The sequence below is a fragment of the Delftia sp. GW456-R20 genome (assembly GCF_001622915.1).
Lineage (GTDB): Bacteria > Pseudomonadota > Gammaproteobacteria > Burkholderiales > Burkholderiaceae_C > Comamonas > Comamonas acidovorans.
The window spans coordinates 946,781-966,084 of record NZ_LWCN01000005.1 but is presented as its reverse complement, the minus strand read 5'-3'; the positions used below and the strand labels follow the sequence as shown (position 1 = coordinate 966,084).

Genomic DNA, 19,304 nt, shown 5'->3' with positions numbered 1-19,304 from the left:
GGTATTTTTCAAGCCGGGGGCGATTCGACGGTTTCGCGCGTGACCTCGGCCTGCTCCTGCAGCCACCGGCAGAAGGCGGCCACCTCGGGACGCGCTGCGCTGCGCGGGCCCACGATCAGCCAGTAGGCCAGCGGCGATTCCAGCCGGTGTGCGGGAAGCACCTCGACCAGGTCGCCAGCCGCCAGCGCATCGGCCACCAGCGGCAGCCGCGCAATCGCCAGGCCCTGGCCGGCCAGGGCGGCCTGCACGATCTGGTGGGCGTAGTTGAAGTACAGCCAGCGCGGCGGCTGCAACTGGTCGCAGCCTTGCACGCCGAACCAGCGCTGCCAGCCCAGCCATTCCAGCTGGGGCATGCGGTGGGCGTCGCCGGTCTCGATCAGCGTGTAGCGCGCGGCATCGGCCGGCGTCCTGAGCGGCGGGCCGCCGGCCAGCAGGCGCGGGCTGGCCACCACGGCCAATTGCTCGCCGAACAGGCGCTGCGCCTGGGGCCAGCCGTCGCCCGCACGGCCGTAGCGCAGGGCCAGGTCAACGTCGGTGGTGTCCAGGTCCATCACGGTGTCGCTGGTGTCGATGCGGATGTCGATATCGGGCCAGGCGCGCTGGAAGGACTCCAGGCGCGGGATCAGCCACATGGCGGCAAAGCTGGCCCAGGTGGTGATGGCCACGCTCTTGCGGCCCACGGTCTGGCGGATCTGGCGCACCGAGGCGTCGATCTGCTCCAGCGCGGGCGCCACCGAGCGCAGCAGCTGGGCGCCGGCCCCGGTCAGCTCCACGGCGCGCGTGTGGCGCAGGAACAGCGGCACGCCGACTTCATCCTCCAGCGACTGGATCTGGCGGCTCACGGCCGACTGCGTCAGCGACAGCTCGTCGGCTGCCGCGCGGAAATTCAGGTGCCGGGCCACGGCCAGGAAGGCACGCAGATGGCCGGCTCCGATGGCGCGTGTGCGCAGCAGGGGAACGGGGGCAGTGGTGGCATGGGGCATGGCGCCGCCAGCATACGTCAATCGTGTGACCGGCCGCAGCCCTTGGCGGGCAGATAATCGGCGGCGTTGCCGGCACAGGTTCTGGCGTTTTGGATGAATCACCTATGACAGCACCTCTGGATCTCGTCATCATGGCCGCGGGCAAGGGCACGCGCATGAAAAGCCGCCTTCCCAAAGTCCTGCAGCGCCTGGCGGGGCGCCCGTTGCTGGGCCATGTGCTGTCCACGGCGGCGCAGCTGGATGCGCGCTCGGCCGTGGTGGTCACGGGCCACGGCGCGGACCAGGTGGAGCCCGCCATGGCGGCGGCCTGCCAGGGCGGCTCCATGGCGCTGAAGTTCGTGCGCCAGGAGCCGCAGCTGGGCACGGGCCACGCGGTGCAGCAGGCCGTGCCCGCGCTGGCGGGCGACGGCATGGTCATCGTGCTCTCGGGCGATGTGCCGCTGACGCAGGCCGACACGCTGCGCGCCCTGGTCGATGCGGCCGATGGCCAGCGGCTGGCCCTGCTGACCGTGCGCCTGTCCGATCCCACAGGCTACGGCCGCATCGTGCGCGGCGAAGACGGCACGGTGCAGCGCATCGTCGAGCAAAAGGATGCCAATGACGCCCAGCGCGCCATCCAGGAAATCTACAGCGGCATCATGGCCGTGCCGGCCCGCCACCTGGCCGGCTGGCTGGCCCGCCTGACCAATGACAACGCCCAGGGCGAGTACTACCTGACCGACGTGGTCGCCATGGCCGTAGCCGACGGCGTGCCCGTGGTCGCGCACTGCATTGCCGACCCGGTGCAGGTGGCGGGCGTCAACAGCCCGCTGCAACTGGCCGAGCTGGAGCGCGCCCACCAGGGCGCCCAGGCCCGCACGCTGATGGAGCAGGGCGTGCGCCTGGCCGACCCCGCGCGCTTTGACCTGCGCGACGACCCGCGCACGGGCCGCGCCGCACGCCTGGCCTGCGGGCAGGATGTGGAGATCGACGTGGGCTGCATCTTCAGCGGCCATGTGGAGATTGGCGAAGGTGCGCGCATCGGCGCCTATTGCAGCATTGCCAACGCCACGATTGCGGCGGGCGCCGTCATCCATCCGTACACGCATGTCGATGGCGAGAAGGCCGGCGTCAGCGTGGGCGAGGGCGCCCTGGTCGGCCCGTTTGCGCGCCTGCGCCCCGGTGCGCAACTGGGCCGCGAAGTGCACATCGGCAACTTCGTCGAGGTCAAGAACTCCGTGCTGGCCGATGGCGCCAAGGCCAACCACCTGGCCTACCTGGGCGATGCCACGGTGGGAGAGCGCGTCAACTACGGCGCCGGCTCCATCACGGCCAACTACGACGGCGTGAACAAGCACCGCACGGTGATCGAGGCCGACGCGCACATCGGCAGCAACTGCGTGCTGGTGGCGCCCGTCACCATTGGCGCGGGCGGCACGGTGGGCGGCGGCTCCACGGTCACCAAGAGCACCGAGCCCGGCGTGCTCACGGTATCGCGGGGCAGGCAGGTGAGCATCACCAGCTGGAAGCGCCCAGTCAAACTGCCCAAGTCCTGAGACTTCCGAGACACGTGGGCTCGAGGGCCCGCATCGCCGGCGGGTCCCGTACGGGGTACGCCGATTTGCCGAATCTCCTGACCCTGTCCATGCCATGACGGAACCTTTCGCACCCCATCCGCCCCCCGACCCCGCCGCCGACCTGCAGGGCCCTCCCCGCACGTTGCAGGACGCGCTGGAGCGCCTGGCCCAGCGCGAGCAGGAGCTGCAGGCCCTGCGCGCCGCGCAGCAGGAATGGCTGCATGCGGTGTCGCACGACCTGCGCGCGCCGCTGCGCCATGTGCTGTCCTTCGGCCCCCTGGTCGATGAGCTGCTGTCGCAGGCCGCGCCTTCGCCGCAGGAGCTGCAGGAGGCGCGCGGCTTCCTGCAGACCATGGACCAGTCGGCGCGCCGCATGGGCGGCATGCTCGACGGCCTGCTGGCCCTGTCGCGCGCCGCGCGCACGCCCATGCAGTGGCAGCCCGTCGCCTTGCAGGAGCTGCTGGAGCAGGCGCGCACGGCCGTGCTGGCGCAGCCGCGCTGGGCGGCCTGCGGCGCGGCGGCGCGGCTGCAATGGAGCCTGCCGCAGCAAAGTCCCGCCGTGCGTGCCGACGCGGCCCTGCTGCGCCAGGTGCTGGAGGCGCTGCTGGACAACGCCGTCAAGTTCACCCGGCCCGTGGACCAGCCGCGCATTGCCATCGATGTGGAGCGCCATGCCGACGGCGGCATCACGCTCAGCGTGACGGACAACGGCGTGGGGTTCGATCCCTCGCGTGCGGGAGCGCTGTTCGGCATCTTCCAGCGCATGCACCGCGAATCCGAGTTCCCCGGCCTGGGCACGGGCCTGGCCCTGGTGCGCGGCGTGATGCGCCGCCACGGCGGCGAGGCCACCATCCGCGCCACGCCCGCGGGCGGCTGCTGCGTTTGCCTGAACTGGCCCGGCGGCGAAGTGCGGCGCGCCGATCGCGGGCTCTGAGACCGCCTGCCGCTGGCGCCTGCCCTCAGATCAGCGTGTCGTCCGGCTCGGGCTGGTGCGTGGGGCGGGAGTCCCTGGTGTCCGGGCCCGTGTCGGAGCCAGTATCGGGGTCTGCGTCCAAGCCTGTTCCCGCTCGGGCAGGCGCGCTGCCGGCCATCAGCGGCGCGGCGGGAATCACCTGGTCGCGCCCGGCATCCTTGGCGCTGTAGAGCGCGCTGTCGGCCGCATTGATCCAGTCCTTGACCGACAGAAAACTCGGGTCCGCCGCCGCCACGCCAATGCTGGCGCTCACGCGCAGCTGGGGATGCTCGCGCACGCGCAGCTGGCTCAACTGGTTGCGTATGCGCAGCGCCACCGCATAGGCGTCGTCCAGCTGGGTGTGCATGCACAGCACGGCGAATTCGTCGCCGCCGTAGCGGCCGGCCGCGTCGTGCGAGCGCAGGCAGTGCCGGATGGTCAGTCCGATGGCCTGCAGCACCTCGTCACCCACGGTGTGCCCAAAGCTGTCGTTGATGCGCTTGAAGTGGTCTATGTCCACGATCAGCAGGCAGGCCGAGGCCTGCGTCTGCCGGTAGTCGCGCAGCGCGGCGCGGGCCTTTTGCCACCAGTAGTCACGGCTGTACAGCGTGGTCAGCGGGTCGATGCGGCTGAGCACCTGCAGCTTCACGTTCTGCCGTGCCAGCTTGCGCACCAGCTGGCGCGTGGACCAGCTGGAGAACACGCTGTGCAGCAGGAGCAGGGGAAGCATGCTCAGCTGCACGGCCAGGCTGGCCTCCCAGTCGGGCACGGGCCGCAGCAGCAGGGCCACCACAGCGGCAGCCACCAAGGTGGCCACCAGCGATTGCAGCCAGCCGTCGCGCGTGGCCGTGTGGTTGCGGTCGGCAATGCTGATGGCCAGCAGCGCAATGCTGGGCAATGCGCAGAAATGCATCACGGGAATCCAGCTGCCGATGATCAGCGCGTCTATCTGCAGATTGGCGTGTTCGGCGCGGTGGCTGTCACGGCTGTGGCGGGCGTGCAAAAAGGCGATGTGCGGCCAGACCAGGGCGCTCACCAGCACAAAGCCCCAGACCGCCGGGCTGGCGCCCATCTCCGTCATGGCCGTGCCCACGACGAGGCCGCCCAATGCCATGCTGGAGACGCGCAAGGGGTAGGTTCGGCGATGGATGCGCTGGCGCAAGGACATGGCGGTGCGAGCCGAGTGCGCGCCGATTGCCTAGCGCGTCAGAAAGTGTTGTTGCATCAATTTGTATCATTGTCCCCGTGCGTGCGCAACGCCTTAAAGTTTAACGTTGCCCAAAGTTGGCGTTCGGGACACATTGCAGGCCTCTTGTCCTACGCGGGCCTGATGCAGCGTAGCTTCCTGATGAGCACAAATACTCACAAAATCAAGGCTCCTGGCCTCATTCGGCGGCTGTTCCGGGATTTGTGGACGGCAGCGGCATGGCGGTGGAAAACTTGGCGCGCTTGACGCTGAAAAAACTCTTGACATTGCGCACGTTGGCGTCGCCCGTGAATAGCGCGCGGCTCAGCTCCAGGTAGGCCGGCATGTCGGGCGCGGCCACCACGAGGATGAAATCAGGCCCGGCCGACACGCGCCAGCACTGCTGCACGGCGTCCAGCGCCACGGCGCGGCGCTCGAAGCTGTCCAGCGAATCACTGTCCTGGCGGTCCAGCGAGACTTCCACGATGGCCTGCAGCCCGTGGCCCAGGGCGGCGGCCAGGCGTTCCGGCTGGAGGATGGCCACCTGCCGCTCGATCAGCCCGGTCTCCTGCAACCGCCGCACGCGGCGCAGGCAGGTGGGCGGCGACAGCTGCAGCAGCGCAGCCAGGGCCTGGTTGCTGCGGCTGGCATCGACCTGCAGCAATTGCAGCAACCGCAGATCGGTGGCGTCCAGTTCTATGGAATTTTGTGTCATTGAATTCTATGAATTGAAATAATATTTCTTGTGCTGGTTTTGATGAAATATTAGTTCAATAGATAAAGAAATTTGGCGAGAAATTTCTTTTCAACCTGCGTAGCATCCGTCGTCATCTCGAAACAAGGAGCTTGTCCATGTGTGGCATCGTCGCAGCGGTTTCCTTCCGCGATATCGTCCCCGTCCTCGTCCAGGGCCTGCAGCGCCTGGAATATCGCGGCTATGACTCCTGCGGCGTGGCCGTGCAGGCGCTGGACGCCCAGGGCGTGCACAGCCAGGGCCTGCAGCGCGCCCGTTCCACGGCGCGCGTGGCCGAACTCATGGCCCAGGTGCAGCAGGACAAGGTCATCGGCCACACCGGCATTGCCCATACCCGCTGGGCCACGCATGGCGAGCCGGCCGTGCGCAACGCCCATCCGCATTTCAGCCACGGCCCTGGCGTCTCGCCCGTGGCCGACACCGACCAGCCGGCCCGCGTGGCCCTGGTGCACAACGGCATCATCGAAAACTACGAAGCCCTGCGCGCCGAGCTGCAGTCCAAGGGCTATGTCTTCGCCAGCCAGACCGATACCGAGGTCATCGCCCACCTGGTGGACAGCCTCTACGGCGGCGACCTGTTCGAGGCCGTGCAGGCCGCCACGCAGCGGCTGCATGGTGCCTTCGCCATCGCCGTCATGCACAAGGACGAACCGCAGCGCGTGGTCGGCTCGCGCGCCGGCTCACCGCTGATCCTGGGCGTGGGCCAGGATGGCTCCGAGCATTTCCTGGCCAGCGACGCCATGGCCCTTGCCGGCGTGACCGACCAGATCGTCTACCTGGAAGAGGGCGACATCGTGGACCTGCAGCCCGGCCGCTACTGGCTGGTGGGCAAGGGCGGCGAGCGGCTGGCGCCCGAGCAGCGCCCCGTGCGCACCGTGCACGCCCACAGCGGCGCGGCCGAGCTGGGCCCCTACCGCCACTACATGCAAAAGGAAATCTTCGAGCAGCCGCGCGCCATTGCCGACACGCTGGAAGGCGTGCAGGCCATCGTGCCCGAGCTGTTCGACGGCGCGGGCTCGGACGGCAAGGCCGGCACCTCGGCCTGGCGCGTGTTCAAGGAAATCGACCGCGTGCTCATCCTGGCCTGCGGCACCAGCTACTACAGCGGCTGCACGGCCAAGTATTGGATCGAAGCGCTGGCCGGCCTGCCCTGCAGCGTGGAAGTGGCCAGCGAGTACCGCTACCGCACCAGCGTTCCCCATCCCAAGACCCTGGTCGTCACCATCAGCCAGTCGGGCGAGACCGCCGACACCCTGGCCGCGCTGCGCCATGCCCAGAACCTGGGCATGAAGCACACGCTGACTGTCTGCAACGTGGCCACCAGTGCCATGGTGCGCGAATGCGAGCTGGCCTACATCACGCGCGCCGGGGTGGAGATCGGCGTGGCCTCCACCAAGGCCTTCACCACCCAGCTGGCGGGCCTGTTCCTGCTGACCCTGGCCCTGGCCCAGTCGCAAGGGCGCCTGAGCGAGGAAAAGGAGCAGCAATACCTTGCCGCCATGCGCCACCTGCCCGTGGCCCTGCAATCGGTGCTGGCGCTGGAGCCCCAGGTCATCAGCTGGTCCGAGGACTTCGCCAAGCGGGAGAACGCGCTCTTCCTGGGCCGTGGCATCCACTACCCGATTGCGCTGGAAGGCGCGCTCAAGCTCAAGGAAATCAGCTACATCCACGCCGAGGCCTATCCGGCGGGCGAGCTCAAGCACGGCCCGCTGGCCCTGGTGGACAGCGCCATGCCCGTGGTCACGGTCGCGCCCAATGACGAGCTGCTGGAAAAGCTCAAGAGCAACATGCAGGAAGTGCGCGCGCGCGGCGGCGTGCTCTATGTGCTGGCCGATGCCAAGACCAACATCGAAAGCAGCGAAGGCATGCACGTCATCCGCATGCCCGAGAACTACGGCGCCCTGAGCCCCATCCTGCACGTGGTCCCGCTGCAGCTGCTGGCCTACCACACGGCCTGCGCACGCGGCACCGACGTGGACAAGCCGCGCAACCTGGCCAAGAGCGTGACGGTGGAGTGAGGCAGAGGGCCGGGGGCAGCAGGGCGCAGGTCGTGACCTGCCTTGGTCCTTCGTTGCCCCTGTGCGAAATGTCCGTCGGACACCCGGCGGCTGGCCTACCTGCGGTGTCGCAACATGGGGCTGCGCACGCTGTGGCCGGTCCTACGGCTGAGCCGCATGCCTGGTCCCACACTGGTTACCAGCGCAGTGCATATCTGCGCTGCAGTCGGGCGCTTCGTTTGACGCGCCTCTTTGACCACCATGTGAAGGAGATACCCATGGCTCAGCAAAACGACCAGCAACAGCAGCAGCAAAACAACCCGCAGCAGCAGAACCCGAACCAGCAAAACCCGGGTCAGCAGCAGCAGGACAACCCCCAGCACAAGCAACCTGGCCAGAACCAGCCAGGCCAGCAGCAGCCCAATCAGTCCCGCTGACGGGCTGGGCGGCGTTCCGTTTGACGTGAGGATGGAACCATGAAACAGCTTCTTCCCACGAGAGGCCCGTTGCATCCGGTCCATGTTCCCATGCAGATGGGGCAACCCATCACGGACAGGAGCTACAGCCAGATGCAGTGCAAGGCGAACGTCCGCCAACAAGGGCAGCCTTTGCGCCAGCCACAGCAACGCTGATTGATCGCAGCCAGCGCTGGTGCATCGCTCCCTGGAACCGGCCGCCTTCGGGCGGCTTTTCCGTGTCGAGGGCCTGCCCCTGGCCGGGGCCGCCGGAGATCTCCCCGCAAAATGACGCCTTTCCAGCATCAACCCCCGAAGGATTTCAACGATGACACTGCAGCGCCCCTGCTTCGTTTTGCCGACCCTGGTGCTCGCCCTGGGATTGTCAGGGTGTGCCGCGCCGCCTTCCAGCGGGCAGCTCGAGAAGGAGGAAGCGGAGCAGGCAAAGACGCTGTGGGTGATCAGCGAAGCCTTGAAGGCCAACATGGCCGTGGTGCTGGTGGCTGACCTGACGCCGCACAAGTCGCTGGCCGACGCCGATGGCATGTCGAAGTGGACTCCCAACGTGGTCTGGACCCATGAGGACAAGCCGGAGATCGTGTTTGGCCGCAAGTTCCAGAACAACGCGCTGCAGCGCGACCCCAAGACCACCTATCTGTTCAAGGCCTTCGAGGTCCATGTGCTGCCGCCGGGCAAGTACCTGATGACGGGGGGTGACGACTACCGGCTCAATGCCCAGCTTGACCAGCTGGGCGCCAAGGCCGGGGCCACCGGCGCAGGCCGCGGCACCCTTGGAACGGCCACGTTGTCGCCGGAAACCTATCGCCAGTTCTATACCGAGATGAACTGGAAGGAGGGCACGACGCACTCGCAAAGCCGGATCGAGAAGTACTGCACCACGGTGCACCGCGCCTCGGGCAATTGCGTGGCCTGGGGCGAGCGCATGGTCACCGACAGCACGCCGGGCATGGCGGCGGGCTACTACCAGGACACGGATTCGCGCGACATTCCCGCACTCAAGGTCCAGGTGCGCGTGCCGCCCAGGCAGGCGCTGGCCAGCTTCACGCTGGAGGGCGGCCAACTGGTGCTGAGCCAGCGTTCGCACCTGAAGACGCCCAGCTACCAGTTCCGCCAGGCAGGCTGCCGCAAGGTGGCGGCCGAGAAGGTGGAATGCCCGCTGGAAGACTTCACCGTCCACACACTGCCGCCGCCCATGGAGTTCACGCGCAACTATCTGGCCACGCGCGCCAATCTCAACGCCGAGCAGGAAAAGCTGATGGCACGCCTGGTGCCCATGCAGGTCACCACGCTGGGCCGCCAGGGCGCGGCCGACCCGGTCTGGGGCACGCCGATCTCGCTGCGCAAGGGGCCATGAAGCCGGGGCGCAGCCGGCGCCCGCCTATCGGCGGTGCCGGGTTGCGCACCTTGGCTGAAAGGCTCGCATGCTTGAAGGAGCCAGCCAGCCTCAGTACTTGAACCTGGCACTCACCATCAGCGTGCGCGGGCTGCCGAAGCTCAGCAGCTGCGCGTTCGGTGTGGTGCCCTGGACGTAGTCCTTGTCCAGCAGGTTCTTGATGGCCAGGCTCAGGCCCCATGACTTCGCTTCATAGCCCAGGTTCAGGTCGAGCAGGGTGTACTTGGCCAGGTTGACGAAGGCCGTGCCGCGCTGCGCCGTGCGGGCGCCCTGCATGCGCAGGCCTGCGCCCATGTTCCAGCCCAGGCGGTCGGGGTTGAAGTAGTACTGCGTGAAGACGGAGCCTGCGTTCTTGGGCACATGGTTGATGCGCTTGCCGATTTCGCTGGCCGTCAGGCTTTGGGACGTCCGGGCCGAGGGAATGTAGCTGTAGGCGGCCGAGACATTCCATTGCCGCGTCAGCGAGGCGGCGACTTCCGCCTCGAAGCCCTTGGTGGTCTGCTCGCCAGTCTGGACGGCGTAGCCCAGCGTGGCGTCGTTCTCGGTGACGTTCTTGCGCCGCAGGTCATACACCGCCAGATAGCCTTGCACGCGCCGGTCCAGGGCCTGGAATTTCACGCCCAGTTCGGTCTGCTTGCCTTCCTCGGGATTGAGCAGCGTGCCGTTGATGCCGGCATCCGTCACGGGCATGAAGGAGGTGGAGTAGCTGACGTAGGGGGCCAGGAACTCGCTGGCCTGGTACATCAGCGAGGCGCTGCCCGTGAAGGCGGTGTTGCTGTTGCTGACGGAGCCGCCGGCCAGCCTGTCCTGGATTTCCACGCGCGTCCAGTCATGGCGGCCGTTCAGGCCGACGATCCATTTCTCATCGATCTTGATGGTGTTGCGCAGGTACAGGCCCACGTACTGGCTGTAGGTCAGGTTGTGCGAGGGCTTGCCCTCCTTGATGGAGGTGACGCCATAGACCGGGTTGTCGGCGTTGAAGGGGTTGATGTTGTCCACGCGCTGGTAGTAGTCGCTGCGCTCTCGCATCATGTCGATGCCGGCGGTCAGCTCGTAGTTCACGCGGTCGAATCGGAAGTTGCGCTGCAGGTAGTTGTCCAGGGCGATGTTGACGTCCTGCTTGTCCTGGTAGTTGATCTGGCGCGCGACCAGGGGGAACCTGGCATTGGCCGCCGCAAAGACCGAGTTGCTCAGGCTGCTGCCCTTGGTGAGCGCGAAGTTCTGGCGGAACACCCATTCGTTGTCGAAGTAGTGCGCGTAGTTGGCGCCCAGGCGGTAGGAGTCCACCTCGTAGCTGCGGTCGGGTTCGCCGATGAAGACATTGCGCCCGTATTTTTCGTAGTTCTGCGGAATGCCCTGGTTGCGGATGTAGTTGCGGTGCTGGTAGCTGGCGATGACGGACAGCTCGTTGCTGCCATCCAGGTCGAAGTTGTACGAGCCCGCCAGGTACTGGTTCTTGAAGTAGACGTAGTCCGTGGGATCGTTCTGGTCGGATGCGCGGCCCACGATGCGAAAGGCGCCCTTGCGGCTTCCGTCGGGCGAGTAGTTCAGGTCGAAGTTGGCCTCCTTCAATCCATAGCTGCCCACGCTGATGCCGGCGCGCGAGAACGACTCGGCCTGCGGGCGCTTGGTGGTCAGGTTGACCAGGCCGCCCGGCAGGGCCAGGCCGAAGCCCACCGAGGTGGGGCCCTTGACCACTTCGATGGAGCCGATGCCGAAGATGTCCTCGGAGCGCAGCACATTGGTGGAGGTCTGCGCCCGCAGGCCGTCCACATAGGTTTGCGCGCTGGAGATCTGGCCGCGGATGATGAAGTCATCCCAGCCGCGCCGGCCGTACGAGCCGGACGCCACGCCGGCCACGCTCTCCAGCGCCTCGGCCACGGACCTGACCTGTTTTTCCTCGATCTGCCGCTGGGTCACCACGCTGATGGACTGCGCGGTCTCGAACAGCGGCGCATCGGAGCGCAGCACGCCCGTGGTTTTGCGGGCGACGAAGTTGTCTTCGTTGTTCTGCTGCTTCTCGGCCTGGATCTGCACGGTTTCCAGTTGCGTGGACGGTGCGTCGGCAGCCTGGGAGAAGGCCATCACGGGGATGGCAGCCAGGGCAAGGCACAGGCAGGATCGGGGCATGCCGGCAATGGGGGGGAGGGTGTGGAAGGAGGAAGGCATGCGCAATGGCCAGTCAATAGAGGAAAAAAGCGTTTGGCGGGGCGTTCGGCGAGGCGATAAGCGGCGGAAATAAGCGGGGAGGTAAGCGGCGGAGATCAGCGCACTTGCAGTGCCCAGTCCACGGCGGCATCGAACAGCTTCAGGCCGGCGGCGGAGAGGTTAGGGAAGGTTTCGTTGTCCAGGAAGAACATCACGCGGCGCGCGGGGGCCAGCGATTCGTAGTCCATGGTGGCGCCCTTCTCGTAGCCGAAGATGGCGGCCTTGTCGGGGTGGCCGTGCACGGTGGCGATGGTGGTGGCGCCCAGGCCGGGCTTGCCCCAGCTCATGGTGGCCTGCTTTTCATAGACATCGACCACGCCGGCCGGCAGCCCGGCCGCCATGGGGTGGGGCGCGTTGACCAGCCAGACGTAGCGGTCCTTTTCCACGCTGCCGAAATCGGTGCCCGCGCGCTTGCCGGTCATGGCCAGATCGTCGAGCAGGTCGTTCTCCCAGGTCAGCAGGGGCACGGGCACGTTGCGGTAGGCGCCCAGCAGGTCATGCGAGCGGATGGTGGACGAGAGGATGACCAGGTCCGCGTCCAGCGCGGCCTCCACGGGCGCGTACTGGCTGTGCAGGGTGACGGCGTAGCCGCGCGCGGCCAGGTGCTGCTGGATCTTCTGGTCCACGGGCAGGCTCTTGCCTTCCACGCGCACCACCAGCAGCACTTTCTTGGGGGGATTGGGCGTGGCAGGCGAGTTGGACGGGGCGGCCAGGGCCGGTGCAGGCAGGTTGCCGGCCAGCAGGCCGGCGGCAGCCAGCAGCAGGGCCGAGCGGCGCGAAAAAGCGGGGGAGGGGGCGGTTGCTTGGCGGTGCATGGAAAAGACTTCCGGGAAGTTCATGGAGGTGATGCGTGATGCGCGGCATCGCATGCGGCTGCGGGCCGGGACAGACACAGGAAAAGGAAAGGCCGGGGGCGGGGCTGGCGCCCGCTCAGAACTCGACCGTGGCGCGCAGCAGCACCTGGCGCGCGTCGCCCATCGAGATGAAGTAGGTGTTGGCGCTCGACGGGTAGTAGGTGCGGTCGAACAGGTTCTTCACGTTGAGCTGAAAGCGCGTCCTGTAGCCGTTGATCCGCGTGTCATACGTGGCAAAGGCATGGGCCACGGTGTAGCCCGGCAGCCAGAAGGAGTTGGCCGAGTCGCCGGGCCGCCTGCCCACGTACTGCAGGCCGCCGCCCACGCGCAGCCGGCCCTCGCCCAGCACACCGCCCAGGACCTGGCCAAAGTCGTACACGGCCGACAGCGAGGCTGTCTGCCGCGCCACGTTCCACAGCTGGTTGCCCTGGTAGAGCGGGTCCTGCGTGGTCTTGGCATCCACATAGGCGAAGGCCGCGATGGCGCTCCATTGGCGGCCCAGCTCGCCGGCCACATCCACCTCCAGCCCGCGCGAGCGGGCCGCGCCCGAGGTGCGCCAGTCGGTCAGCTTGGTGGCGTCGTTGAACTGGGACACCAGCACGTTCTTCTTGCGGATGTCGAACAGCGCCAGCGTGCCGGTGAGCTGCCCTGGCAGGTCCAGCTTGGCGCCGGCTTCCCAGGACCGGGCCTCCTCGGGCGCCACGCCCGAGTCGATCACGGTGCCGCTGGCCAGCGGCGCGATGGTGGAGGTGGGCCTGAGCGACTGCGAGTAGTTGCCGTAGAGCGACAGGCCGTTGGCCAGTTGGTAGACCAGGCCGGCGCGCGGCAGCCAGGCCGTGCCGTCGGCCTGGGTGTTGGCCTTGAACGGGCGGCCCCGGCCGGCGGTCTGGCGCCAGGTCTGGTAGCGCAGGCCGGTGGTCAGCACCCAGCGGTCGCCCAGGTGGATGGCGTCCTGCAGGAACAGCGACTGGTTGTGCAGCTGGTCCCTCTGGTCGCTGTCGCTGGCCGAGACGGTGGCCGAGGGCTGCTCCAGCCCATAGACGGGGTTGGTGTAGCTGAAGGTGGAGGTGACGGCCTGGCGCAGCAGGTCGGAGCGGTAGATCAGCCGGTACTCGGCATCGGCGCCGAACTGCAGGTCATGGCGCAGGCCGGCCAGCTGCACGCTGCCGTCCACATAGGCCGAGCCATAGCTGTCGGTGCTGAGCGCGCCGTGCGTGGCGTCGTTGCTGCGCTGCAGGGTGCCGCGCGCGGTGTTCACGCCGTTCACGCGCAGCTGGTTGGCGTCGTAGATCTCGCGGTTGTAGCTCAGGTTCAGGTGGGCGGCCCAGCCGCTGCCCAGGCGGTGGTCCACGGAGAGCTGGGCCAGGTGGGTCTCGCCCGTCATCTGGTTGAAGGGCTCGTCCAGGCGGCGCGTGGCCGGAAGGTCCAGCGGGCGCCGGGTGACCGGGTCCAGCGCCGTGCCGCGATCGAAGGGCGTCAGGTACTTGCGGTACTCGTACCAGAGCACGGCCTGGGTGTCGTCGCCATACCAGGCCAGCGACGGCGCCACCAGCGTCTCGCGGTGCTGGCCGAAGTTGCGCCAGTAGTCCTCGTCCACATGGTCGACGACCAGGCGATAGGCCAGACCGTTCTCACCGATGGGGCCCGTGGTGTCCAGCGTGGCACCCGTGCCGTTGCGCCCGCCCGCGTAGCCCGAGCCCTGCAGCGACAGCGCCGTGCGCTGGCGCAGCTGCGGCTTCTTGCTGACCACGTTGATCACGCCGCCCGGGTCCATGAGGCCGTACAGCAGCGAGGACGGGCCCTTGATCACTTCCACGCTCTCGGCGGCGGCGTTCATGCCGCGCCCCTGCACCAGGGGCATGCCGTTGTGCATGACGGAGCCGTCGCGGTTGGTGCCGAAGCCGCGCTTCATGATGGTGTCCTGCGTGCTGGCCAGGGTGTTGCCCTGGGTGACGCCGCTGACATTGGCCAGCGCCTCGTCCAGGTTGCGCGGGCGCTGGTCGCGGATCACCTGGGCCGGCACCACGTTGACCACCTGCGGGATCTCCAGCACGGGCGCCGTGGTGCGCAGGCTGGAGGCATCGGGCGTGGGCTGGTAGCGCTCGTCGGCATCGACCGGGGCAGGGGCCGCCCGGGCCACGACGCGCACGGCGGGCAGCTCGGTGGCGTCGGCCGCTGCAGCGCCTGCCGTGGCGGGCATGGCCGCCTTGCGCACGATGAATTCACCCGCGCCGCCTTCCACCGCCTCCAGCCCGGAGCCCGCCAGGATGGCCGCAAAGCCCGCGCCCACGGTATAGCTGCCGCGCAGGCCGCCCGACTGCCGCTGGCGCGTGCTGGCCGGGTCATAGGACAGGGCCACGCCTGCGGCCGCCGCAAACTGGCCCAGCACCGAGGCCAGCGGGCCGGCCCCGATCTCATAGGCCCTGGCGGCCTGGCGGGTCTGCGCCAGGGGCTCGGCCGCGTGGCCGGGGGCCGCACATGCCACCGCCGCAGCCAGCAGGCAGGTCAGCGCCGCGCGGGCGGGTGTCGGTGTGAAGGGCGTTTGCATTCGGGTTTCCTGGCCATGAACAGCGGTGAGACAAGGGCTTTCATGAAGGGAGCCGAACGAGATCGCAAAAGATGAAAATGGGCCGCGAAGTTTTTTGTGCGGCATGGGGAAATGGCTGACCCTGGCTGGCCCTGGGCTGGCCCTAGACGGGCACCAGGGTCAGCCAGTAGCGCGACAGGCCGGCCGCGCGCACCGGGAAGGCGCGCGTGATGACGGCCAGCGCCTTGTCCGTGTCGGCCAGCGGAAACACGCCGGACACGCGCAGGCCGGCCACGGCCGGGTCGCAGGCCAGGCGGCCGGGCCGGTAGCGTGCGAGTTCGCGCACCACGTCCTCCAGCCGCCAGCCGTCCACGATGAGGCTGCCGCCCACCCAGCTGACCAGGGCCGGGTCGGCGGCCTGGGCGGGCAGCATGCCGTTGCGGCTGAAGCTGGCCTGCTGGCCGGCCTGCAGCCGCAGGCTGCGGCTGGGGTCCTGCAGGGGCTGGATTTCCACGGCGTCCTGCAGCACGCTCACCACGGTGTCACCGCCCTCGCCACCCTCGCTGCGCACGGTGAAGCGCGTGCCCAGCGCCAGGATGCGGCCCTGCGGCGTGTGCACCATGAACGGGCGGCCATCCTTGGCGCCCGCGCCGGGCCCGGCCAGGGAATGGGCGGTCTGCACCAGGATCTCGCCCTCGCGCAGCACCAGCAGCCGGCGCGTGGGGTCCATGGACACATCCACCGAGGTCCGGGTGTTCAGCGTCAGCTCGGACCCGTCGGCCAGCGTGACGGTGCGCCGCTCGCCCGTGCCGGTGCGGTAGTCGGCCAGCCAGGAGCGCACGCCGCCCTGCCCGCCGGCCAGCTGCCATGACAGGCCCGCCACGGCCCCGCTGCCCACCAGTGCGCCGATGCCGCGCAGCACCCGGCGGCGGCTGCGCCGGCTGGCCTGCAGCGTGGAGGCGGCCAGGTGGCCCGGCACGCGCTGCAGCATGGACTGCAGGGCGTCGAAATGCCGCCATGCGCGCTGGTGCTCGGGGTGGGACTCATGCCAGCGCTGCCAGGCGGCACGGTCGGCGTCGGTGGCATCGCCGGAGCACAGGCGCGCGTACCAGGCAATCGCTTCCTGGCGGATGAGGGCCTGTGCCTGGGCTGGGGTGGTGGGGGTGGGCGAATGTGCAGCCGCGTCCAAGGCGCTGTCGCTGTTCGAGGGCAAGGCCGTCATGCGCCGTCTGCCACGATGAGGTAGCAGTGCTCCAGCGCCTTGAGCATGTAGTTGTTGACGGTGCGCACGGTCACCTGCAGCCGGGCGGCGATCTGCGCATAGGTCAGGCCTTCGAGCTGGGAGAGGATGAAGGCCTGGCGCACGGCGGGCTTCATGCCGTCGAGCATGGCGTCGATGGCCACCAGGGCCTCCAGCACGATGGCGCGTGCTTCGGGCGAGGGCGCCTGCGGCTCGGGCAGGGCGGCCAGCGATTCCAGATAGGCCCGCTCCAGCGCCCGGCGCCGGTGAAAGTCCACCACCAGGCCGTGGGCGATGGTGGTCAGGTAGGCGCGGGGGTCCACCGGGTCCGCCCGCTCCTTGCGGCCGAGCAGGCGCACGAAGGTGTCGTGGGCCAGGTCGGCGGCATGGTGGGAACAGCCCAGTTTTCCGCGCAGCCAATCGCGCAGCCATCGGTGATGGTCACGATAGAGCGACTGGACCTCGTTGTGCAGCGCGAATTCGCCGGATGACATGCTGACCCCCACAACCGCAAAGATGAATCCCCTGATATCAATGACTTAATGCGATTGGTTCTCATTTTAACCAGGGGGTCGTCCGGGCTGCACGGGTGGGTATTGGCAGGCCCCCGGCGATCGGTGCCTGCCTGCAGGTCACCAGGTGTGCGCGTAGCTGATCTTCAGCACCGTGCCGGCCGCTGGCAGGCGGCTGGTGTTGTTGTTGCTGCGCAGCAGCTGGCTGTAGAGCGGGAAGTACTGGCGGTTGAACAGGTTTTCCACGCCCAGGGACACGCGGTTCTTGGGGTCGATCTTCCACTGGCTGATCAGGTCCACCGTGGTGTAGCCCCGCGTGTCATAGCGGCCAAAGCCGGTCTTGCCGTCCAGGCGGTAGTCCTTGGCGGCATACGAGGTTGCCTGCAGGCGATGGCTCCAGCGGGCATCGGGCCGGTACTCCACATAGGCCGTCAGCTTGAGCGGCGGGATGCGAAAGCCCGTCATGTCCTGGTAGCCGCTGGCAGCCTGCGGCAGCTCGCGACCCTTCATCCAGGTGAAGCTGCCGCCCGCGCTCCAGTGGTCGTCATCGCTGAAGTAGTCCAGGCCGCCTTCGATGCCGTGGATCTTCTCGCGGGTGCGCAGCAGGGACAGGCCGTTGTTGAAGCTTTGCACGGCGCCCAGGTTGGAGCGCGACTGGAAGACGCTGAGATTGGCCATCACGTTGGAGAACTTGCCGCGCCAGCCCATTTCATAGGTGTTGGTCTTGACCGCCTGCAGGTTGGAGTTGCCCAGGTTGAAGGCCGGCGTGGCATTGCGCACCACCACGCCGATGTCCGGCAGCTCGAAGCCCTGGCTGTACGAGGCATAGAACTCCTGGCCCTTCACCGGCGTGAAGACCGTGCCCAGGTTGTAGGTCCAGGCGTTGTACTGGACGGTGCCGCCATTCACGGACTGGGGGTTGGGCACCCGCGATTGCGACAGCGGCGTGAAGTCGTTGAAGCTGGCCTGGGCGCGGTCGTAGCGCAGGCCGCCTTCGGCCGACCATTCGTCGCTGAACTGGTGCTGCAGCTGGGCGAAGGCGCCGATGCTGCGCGTGGTGACCGGGGGCATGTAGACCAGGCGGCCGGTCTTGTTGAAGACCAGGCCGCCGCTGGCGTCATAGGCCCTGGGGTCGAAGATGTCGATGGGCATGTCGGTGCGCTCCTGGTGGAAGTCCGCACCCCAGATCAGCAGGCTTTTCTTGCTGGCGCCCAGCGGCGTCTTCAGTGTCAGGCGCCCGCCGAAGACCTCGGAGTTCTGCATGGACTGGTCGACATTGGCGCCCCGCACCGGCACGGCGCGTGCGTCGAAGGGCGCAAACCGCGTGAAGAAATCCCGGTAGTAGAGCTGGGCGGCCAGCGTGCTGCCTGCGATGTCCCGGTTCTCGTAGTCCAGGCCCAGCATGGTGTTCTTGATCTGGTTCTGGTCGGCCAGCACCAGGCCCTTGATGGGGCGGGCCGCCGCCGTTCCGGCCGGCAGCCGCGCCACCGACGGGTCGGAGGCGTAGTCCGTGTCCTGGGCCGCGTTGTAGTGGCTGGCGGTCAATTGCAGGCGCTGGTCGGCATCGAGCTTGAAGCCGATCTTGGCCGACGCGTTGTAGATGTTGGAGTCGAACAGGTCGCCCTGGCTGGGCTCGGGCGCAATGCGGTTGCCCTTGGCGTCAAAGGCACCGCCCATGTGCTTTGCGCCCAGGCTCACCGAGTAGTCGACCACCTCGCCGCCGCCGGACAGGTAGTGCTGCACCTCGCCACCCAGCCCCGCGCCGCGCAGGCGCGACAGGGGAGCCGAGCCGGTGACGATGGTCTCGGCCCGCGTCTCGCCCGAGGGCCGCTTGGTGCGGATGGAGACAATGCCGCCCGCCGCACCGCTGCCGTAGATGGCGCTGCTGCCGCGCAGCACCTCGATCTGCTCGATGTCGGCCGGGTTGATGTTGGCCAGGTTCCTGGACGAATCGCGGTTGGTGTTCAGCGGAACGCCGTCCACCAGAACCAGCATGTTGCGGCCCCGCAGCGTCTGGCCGTAGTCGGTGATGGTGTGGCTGGAGTCCGCCATGCCAGGCACCACCTTGCTGAGCATGGTGGCCAGGCTGTCCGAGCCCTGGCGCAGCTGCTCCACCTCCTGGCCTTCCAGAATCGTGACTTGCCGCGAGGGTGCGACCAGGTTGTTCTGCGTGCGCGCGGTCACCGTGATGGCGGCAAGTTCCGTGGCCTGTGCTGCGGCTGGGGCAGCGGCCGGGGCTGAGGGTGAGGGTGAGGGTGAGGGCACGGCCGCTGCAGCGGACGGCGCCTGGCGGGCCGCCGCAGGCAGCTTCTCCAGCGCATAGTTGCCCGCACCCACGCGGCGCGCTGTCCAGCCTGACGTGTTCAGCAGCTGCGCAAAGCCGTCCTCCACGGAGAACGTGCCGGACAGGCCGCGTGTCTCCATGCCGCCGAGCTGCTGCAGGTCCATGCCCAGGTTCACGCCTGCCTGTGCGGCAAAGGCCATCAGCGCCGGCCCCAGCGGTCCCGGCTGGATCTGGTAGCTCCGGGCAGCGGCGCTGGCGGCCGGCTCGGCCGCCTGGACTGGCAGCGCGTGCAGCAGCAGCGAGGTGCTGACGGCCAGGGCCGCCAAGGCGGTGGCGCGCAGGCTGGCGCGTGGTCCGGCGGTGGAAGAAGGGGAGTGCATGG

The 19,304-nt window shown here is 68.2% G+C and carries 14 protein-coding genes; 5 read left to right on the top strand and 9 right to left on the bottom strand.

The window, feature by feature from the left end:
- Positions 1–8 precede the first annotated feature (8 nt).
- The gene (locus A4F85_RS28250; RefSeq protein ID WP_012207701.1) at positions 9–983 is read right to left on the bottom strand and encodes a LysR substrate-binding domain-containing protein; all 975 of its coding nucleotides are present in this window, start codon (positions 981–983) and stop codon (positions 9–11) included.
- Between the two features lie 104 nt (positions 984–1,087).
- Here A4F85_RS28250 and glmU point away from each other — a divergent pair, with 104 nt between their 5' ends.
- Complete coding sequence (glmU, locus tag A4F85_RS28245) at positions 1,088–2,518, top strand: bifunctional UDP-N-acetylglucosamine diphosphorylase/glucosamine-1-phosphate N-acetyltransferase GlmU (protein WP_063328512.1); 1,431 nt, start codon at positions 1,088–1,090, stop codon at positions 2,516–2,518.
- Positions 2,519–2,612: 94 nt separating this feature from the next.
- Positions 2,613–3,473, top strand: coding sequence for a sensor histidine kinase (locus A4F85_RS28240; RefSeq protein ID WP_012207699.1), 861 nt, complete (start codon positions 2,613–2,615; stop codon positions 3,471–3,473).
- 25 nt (positions 3,474–3,498) lie between these two features.
- Here A4F85_RS28240 and A4F85_RS28235 read toward each other — a convergent pair whose 3' ends face one another.
- Positions 3,499–4,659, bottom strand: a complete 1,161-nt coding sequence (locus A4F85_RS28235) for a sensor domain-containing diguanylate cyclase (RefSeq protein WP_063328511.1) — start codon at positions 4,657–4,659, stop codon at positions 3,499–3,501.
- Between the two features lie 217 nt (positions 4,660–4,876).
- A complete protein-coding gene (locus tag A4F85_RS28230) occupies positions 4,877–5,392 on the bottom strand; it encodes an Lrp/AsnC family transcriptional regulator (RefSeq protein ID WP_012207697.1) in 516 nt (171 codons plus the stop codon).
- 137 nt (positions 5,393–5,529) lie between these two features.
- Here A4F85_RS28230 and glmS point away from each other — a divergent pair, with 137 nt between their 5' ends.
- The 3 genes from glmS (at position 5,530) to A4F85_RS28215 (ending at position 9,258) form a co-directional block, all read left to right on the top strand.
- Positions 5,530–7,449, top strand: coding sequence for a glutamine--fructose-6-phosphate transaminase (isomerizing) (glmS, locus tag A4F85_RS28225; RefSeq protein ID WP_063328510.1), 1,920 nt, complete (start codon positions 5,530–5,532; stop codon positions 7,447–7,449).
- A gap of 257 nt (positions 7,450–7,706) precedes the next feature.
- Positions 7,707–7,865: a hypothetical protein gene (locus A4F85_RS30945; RefSeq protein WP_180288463.1), complete on the top strand. Its 159-nt coding sequence runs from the start codon at positions 7,707–7,709 to the stop codon at positions 7,863–7,865.
- Positions 7,866–8,211: 346 nt separating this feature from the next.
- Complete coding sequence (locus A4F85_RS28215) at positions 8,212–9,258, top strand: hypothetical protein (protein WP_063328508.1); 1,047 nt, start codon at positions 8,212–8,214, stop codon at positions 9,256–9,258.
- 90 nt (positions 9,259–9,348) lie between these two features.
- Here A4F85_RS28215 and A4F85_RS28210 read toward each other — a convergent pair whose 3' ends face one another.
- From A4F85_RS28210 to A4F85_RS28185, 6 genes are all read right to left on the bottom strand, one after another.
- Positions 9,349–11,466 (bottom strand): TonB-dependent siderophore receptor, encoded by a 2,118-nt coding sequence (locus A4F85_RS28210; protein ID WP_063328507.1) that lies wholly within the window; start codon positions 11,464–11,466, stop codon positions 9,349–9,351.
- Between the two features lie 95 nt (positions 11,467–11,561).
- Positions 11,562–12,320 carry a hypothetical protein gene (locus A4F85_RS28205; RefSeq protein ID WP_231890639.1) on the bottom strand — a complete coding sequence of 253 codons (759 nt, stop codon included), beginning with the start codon at positions 12,318–12,320 and terminating at the stop codon, positions 11,562–11,564.
- Positions 12,321–12,435: 115 nt separating this feature from the next.
- A complete protein-coding gene (locus tag A4F85_RS28200) occupies positions 12,436–14,907 on the bottom strand; it encodes a TonB-dependent siderophore receptor (RefSeq protein WP_063328506.1) in 2,472 nt (823 codons plus the stop codon).
- A 142-nt stretch (positions 14,908–15,049) separates the two neighbouring features.
- On the bottom strand, positions 15,050–16,108 hold the full coding sequence (locus tag A4F85_RS28195; RefSeq protein WP_063328505.1) for a FecR domain-containing protein: 1,059 nt from the start codon (positions 16,106–16,108) through the stop codon (positions 15,050–15,052).
- A complete protein-coding gene (locus A4F85_RS28190) occupies positions 16,105–16,620 on the bottom strand; it encodes a sigma-70 family RNA polymerase sigma factor (RefSeq protein ID WP_063328504.1) in 516 nt (171 codons plus the stop codon). The genes A4F85_RS28195 and A4F85_RS28190 overlap by 4 nt, the downstream gene beginning before the upstream one ends.
- 138 nt (positions 16,621–16,758) lie before the next feature.
- Positions 16,759–19,302, bottom strand: a complete 2,544-nt coding sequence (locus tag A4F85_RS28185) for a TonB-dependent siderophore receptor (RefSeq protein ID WP_063328503.1) — start codon at positions 19,300–19,302, stop codon at positions 16,759–16,761.
- Between the last annotated feature and the right edge of the window lie 2 nt (positions 19,303–19,304).

Excerpts from the sequence above, each read along its gene's own strand:
- A4F85_RS28185 (WP_063328503.1), bottom strand. The coding sequence starts at position 19,302 with ATGCACTCCCCTTCTTCCACCGCCGGACCACGCGCCAGCCTGCGCGCC.
- A4F85_RS30945 (WP_180288463.1), top strand. The coding sequence starts at position 7,707 with ATGGCTCAGCAAAACGACCAGCAACAGCAGCAGCAAAACAACCCGCAG.
- A4F85_RS28200 (WP_063328506.1), bottom strand. The coding sequence starts at position 14,907 with ATGCAAACGCCCTTCACACCGACACCCGCCCGCGCGGCGCTGACCTGC.
- A4F85_RS28240 (WP_012207699.1), top strand. The coding sequence starts at position 2,613 with ATGACGGAACCTTTCGCACCCCATCCGCCCCCCGACCCCGCCGCCGAC.
- A4F85_RS28250 (WP_012207701.1), bottom strand. The coding sequence starts at position 983 with ATGCCCCATGCCACCACTGCCCCCGTTCCCCTGCTGCGCACACGCGCC.
- A4F85_RS28230 (WP_012207697.1), bottom strand. The coding sequence starts at position 5,392 with ATGACACAAAATTCCATAGAACTGGACGCCACCGATCTGCGGTTGCTG.
- glmS (WP_063328510.1), top strand. The coding sequence starts at position 5,530 with ATGTGTGGCATCGTCGCAGCGGTTTCCTTCCGCGATATCGTCCCCGTC.
- glmU (WP_063328512.1), top strand. The coding sequence starts at position 1,088 with ATGACAGCACCTCTGGATCTCGTCATCATGGCCGCGGGCAAGGGCACG.
- A4F85_RS28195 (WP_063328505.1), bottom strand. The coding sequence starts at position 16,108 with ATGACGGCCTTGCCCTCGAACAGCGACAGCGCCTTGGACGCGGCTGCA.
- A4F85_RS28190 (WP_063328504.1), bottom strand. The coding sequence starts at position 16,620 with ATGTCATCCGGCGAATTCGCGCTGCACAACGAGGTCCAGTCGCTCTAT.
- A4F85_RS28235 (WP_063328511.1), bottom strand. The coding sequence starts at position 4,659 with ATGTCCTTGCGCCAGCGCATCCATCGCCGAACCTACCCCTTGCGCGTC.
- A4F85_RS28210 (WP_063328507.1), bottom strand. The coding sequence starts at position 11,466 with ATGCCTTCCTCCTTCCACACCCTCCCCCCCATTGCCGGCATGCCCCGA.
- A4F85_RS28215 (WP_063328508.1), top strand. The coding sequence starts at position 8,212 with ATGACACTGCAGCGCCCCTGCTTCGTTTTGCCGACCCTGGTGCTCGCC.
- A4F85_RS28205 (WP_231890639.1), bottom strand. The coding sequence starts at position 12,320 with ATGCACCGCCAAGCAACCGCCCCCTCCCCCGCTTTTTCGCGCCGCTCG.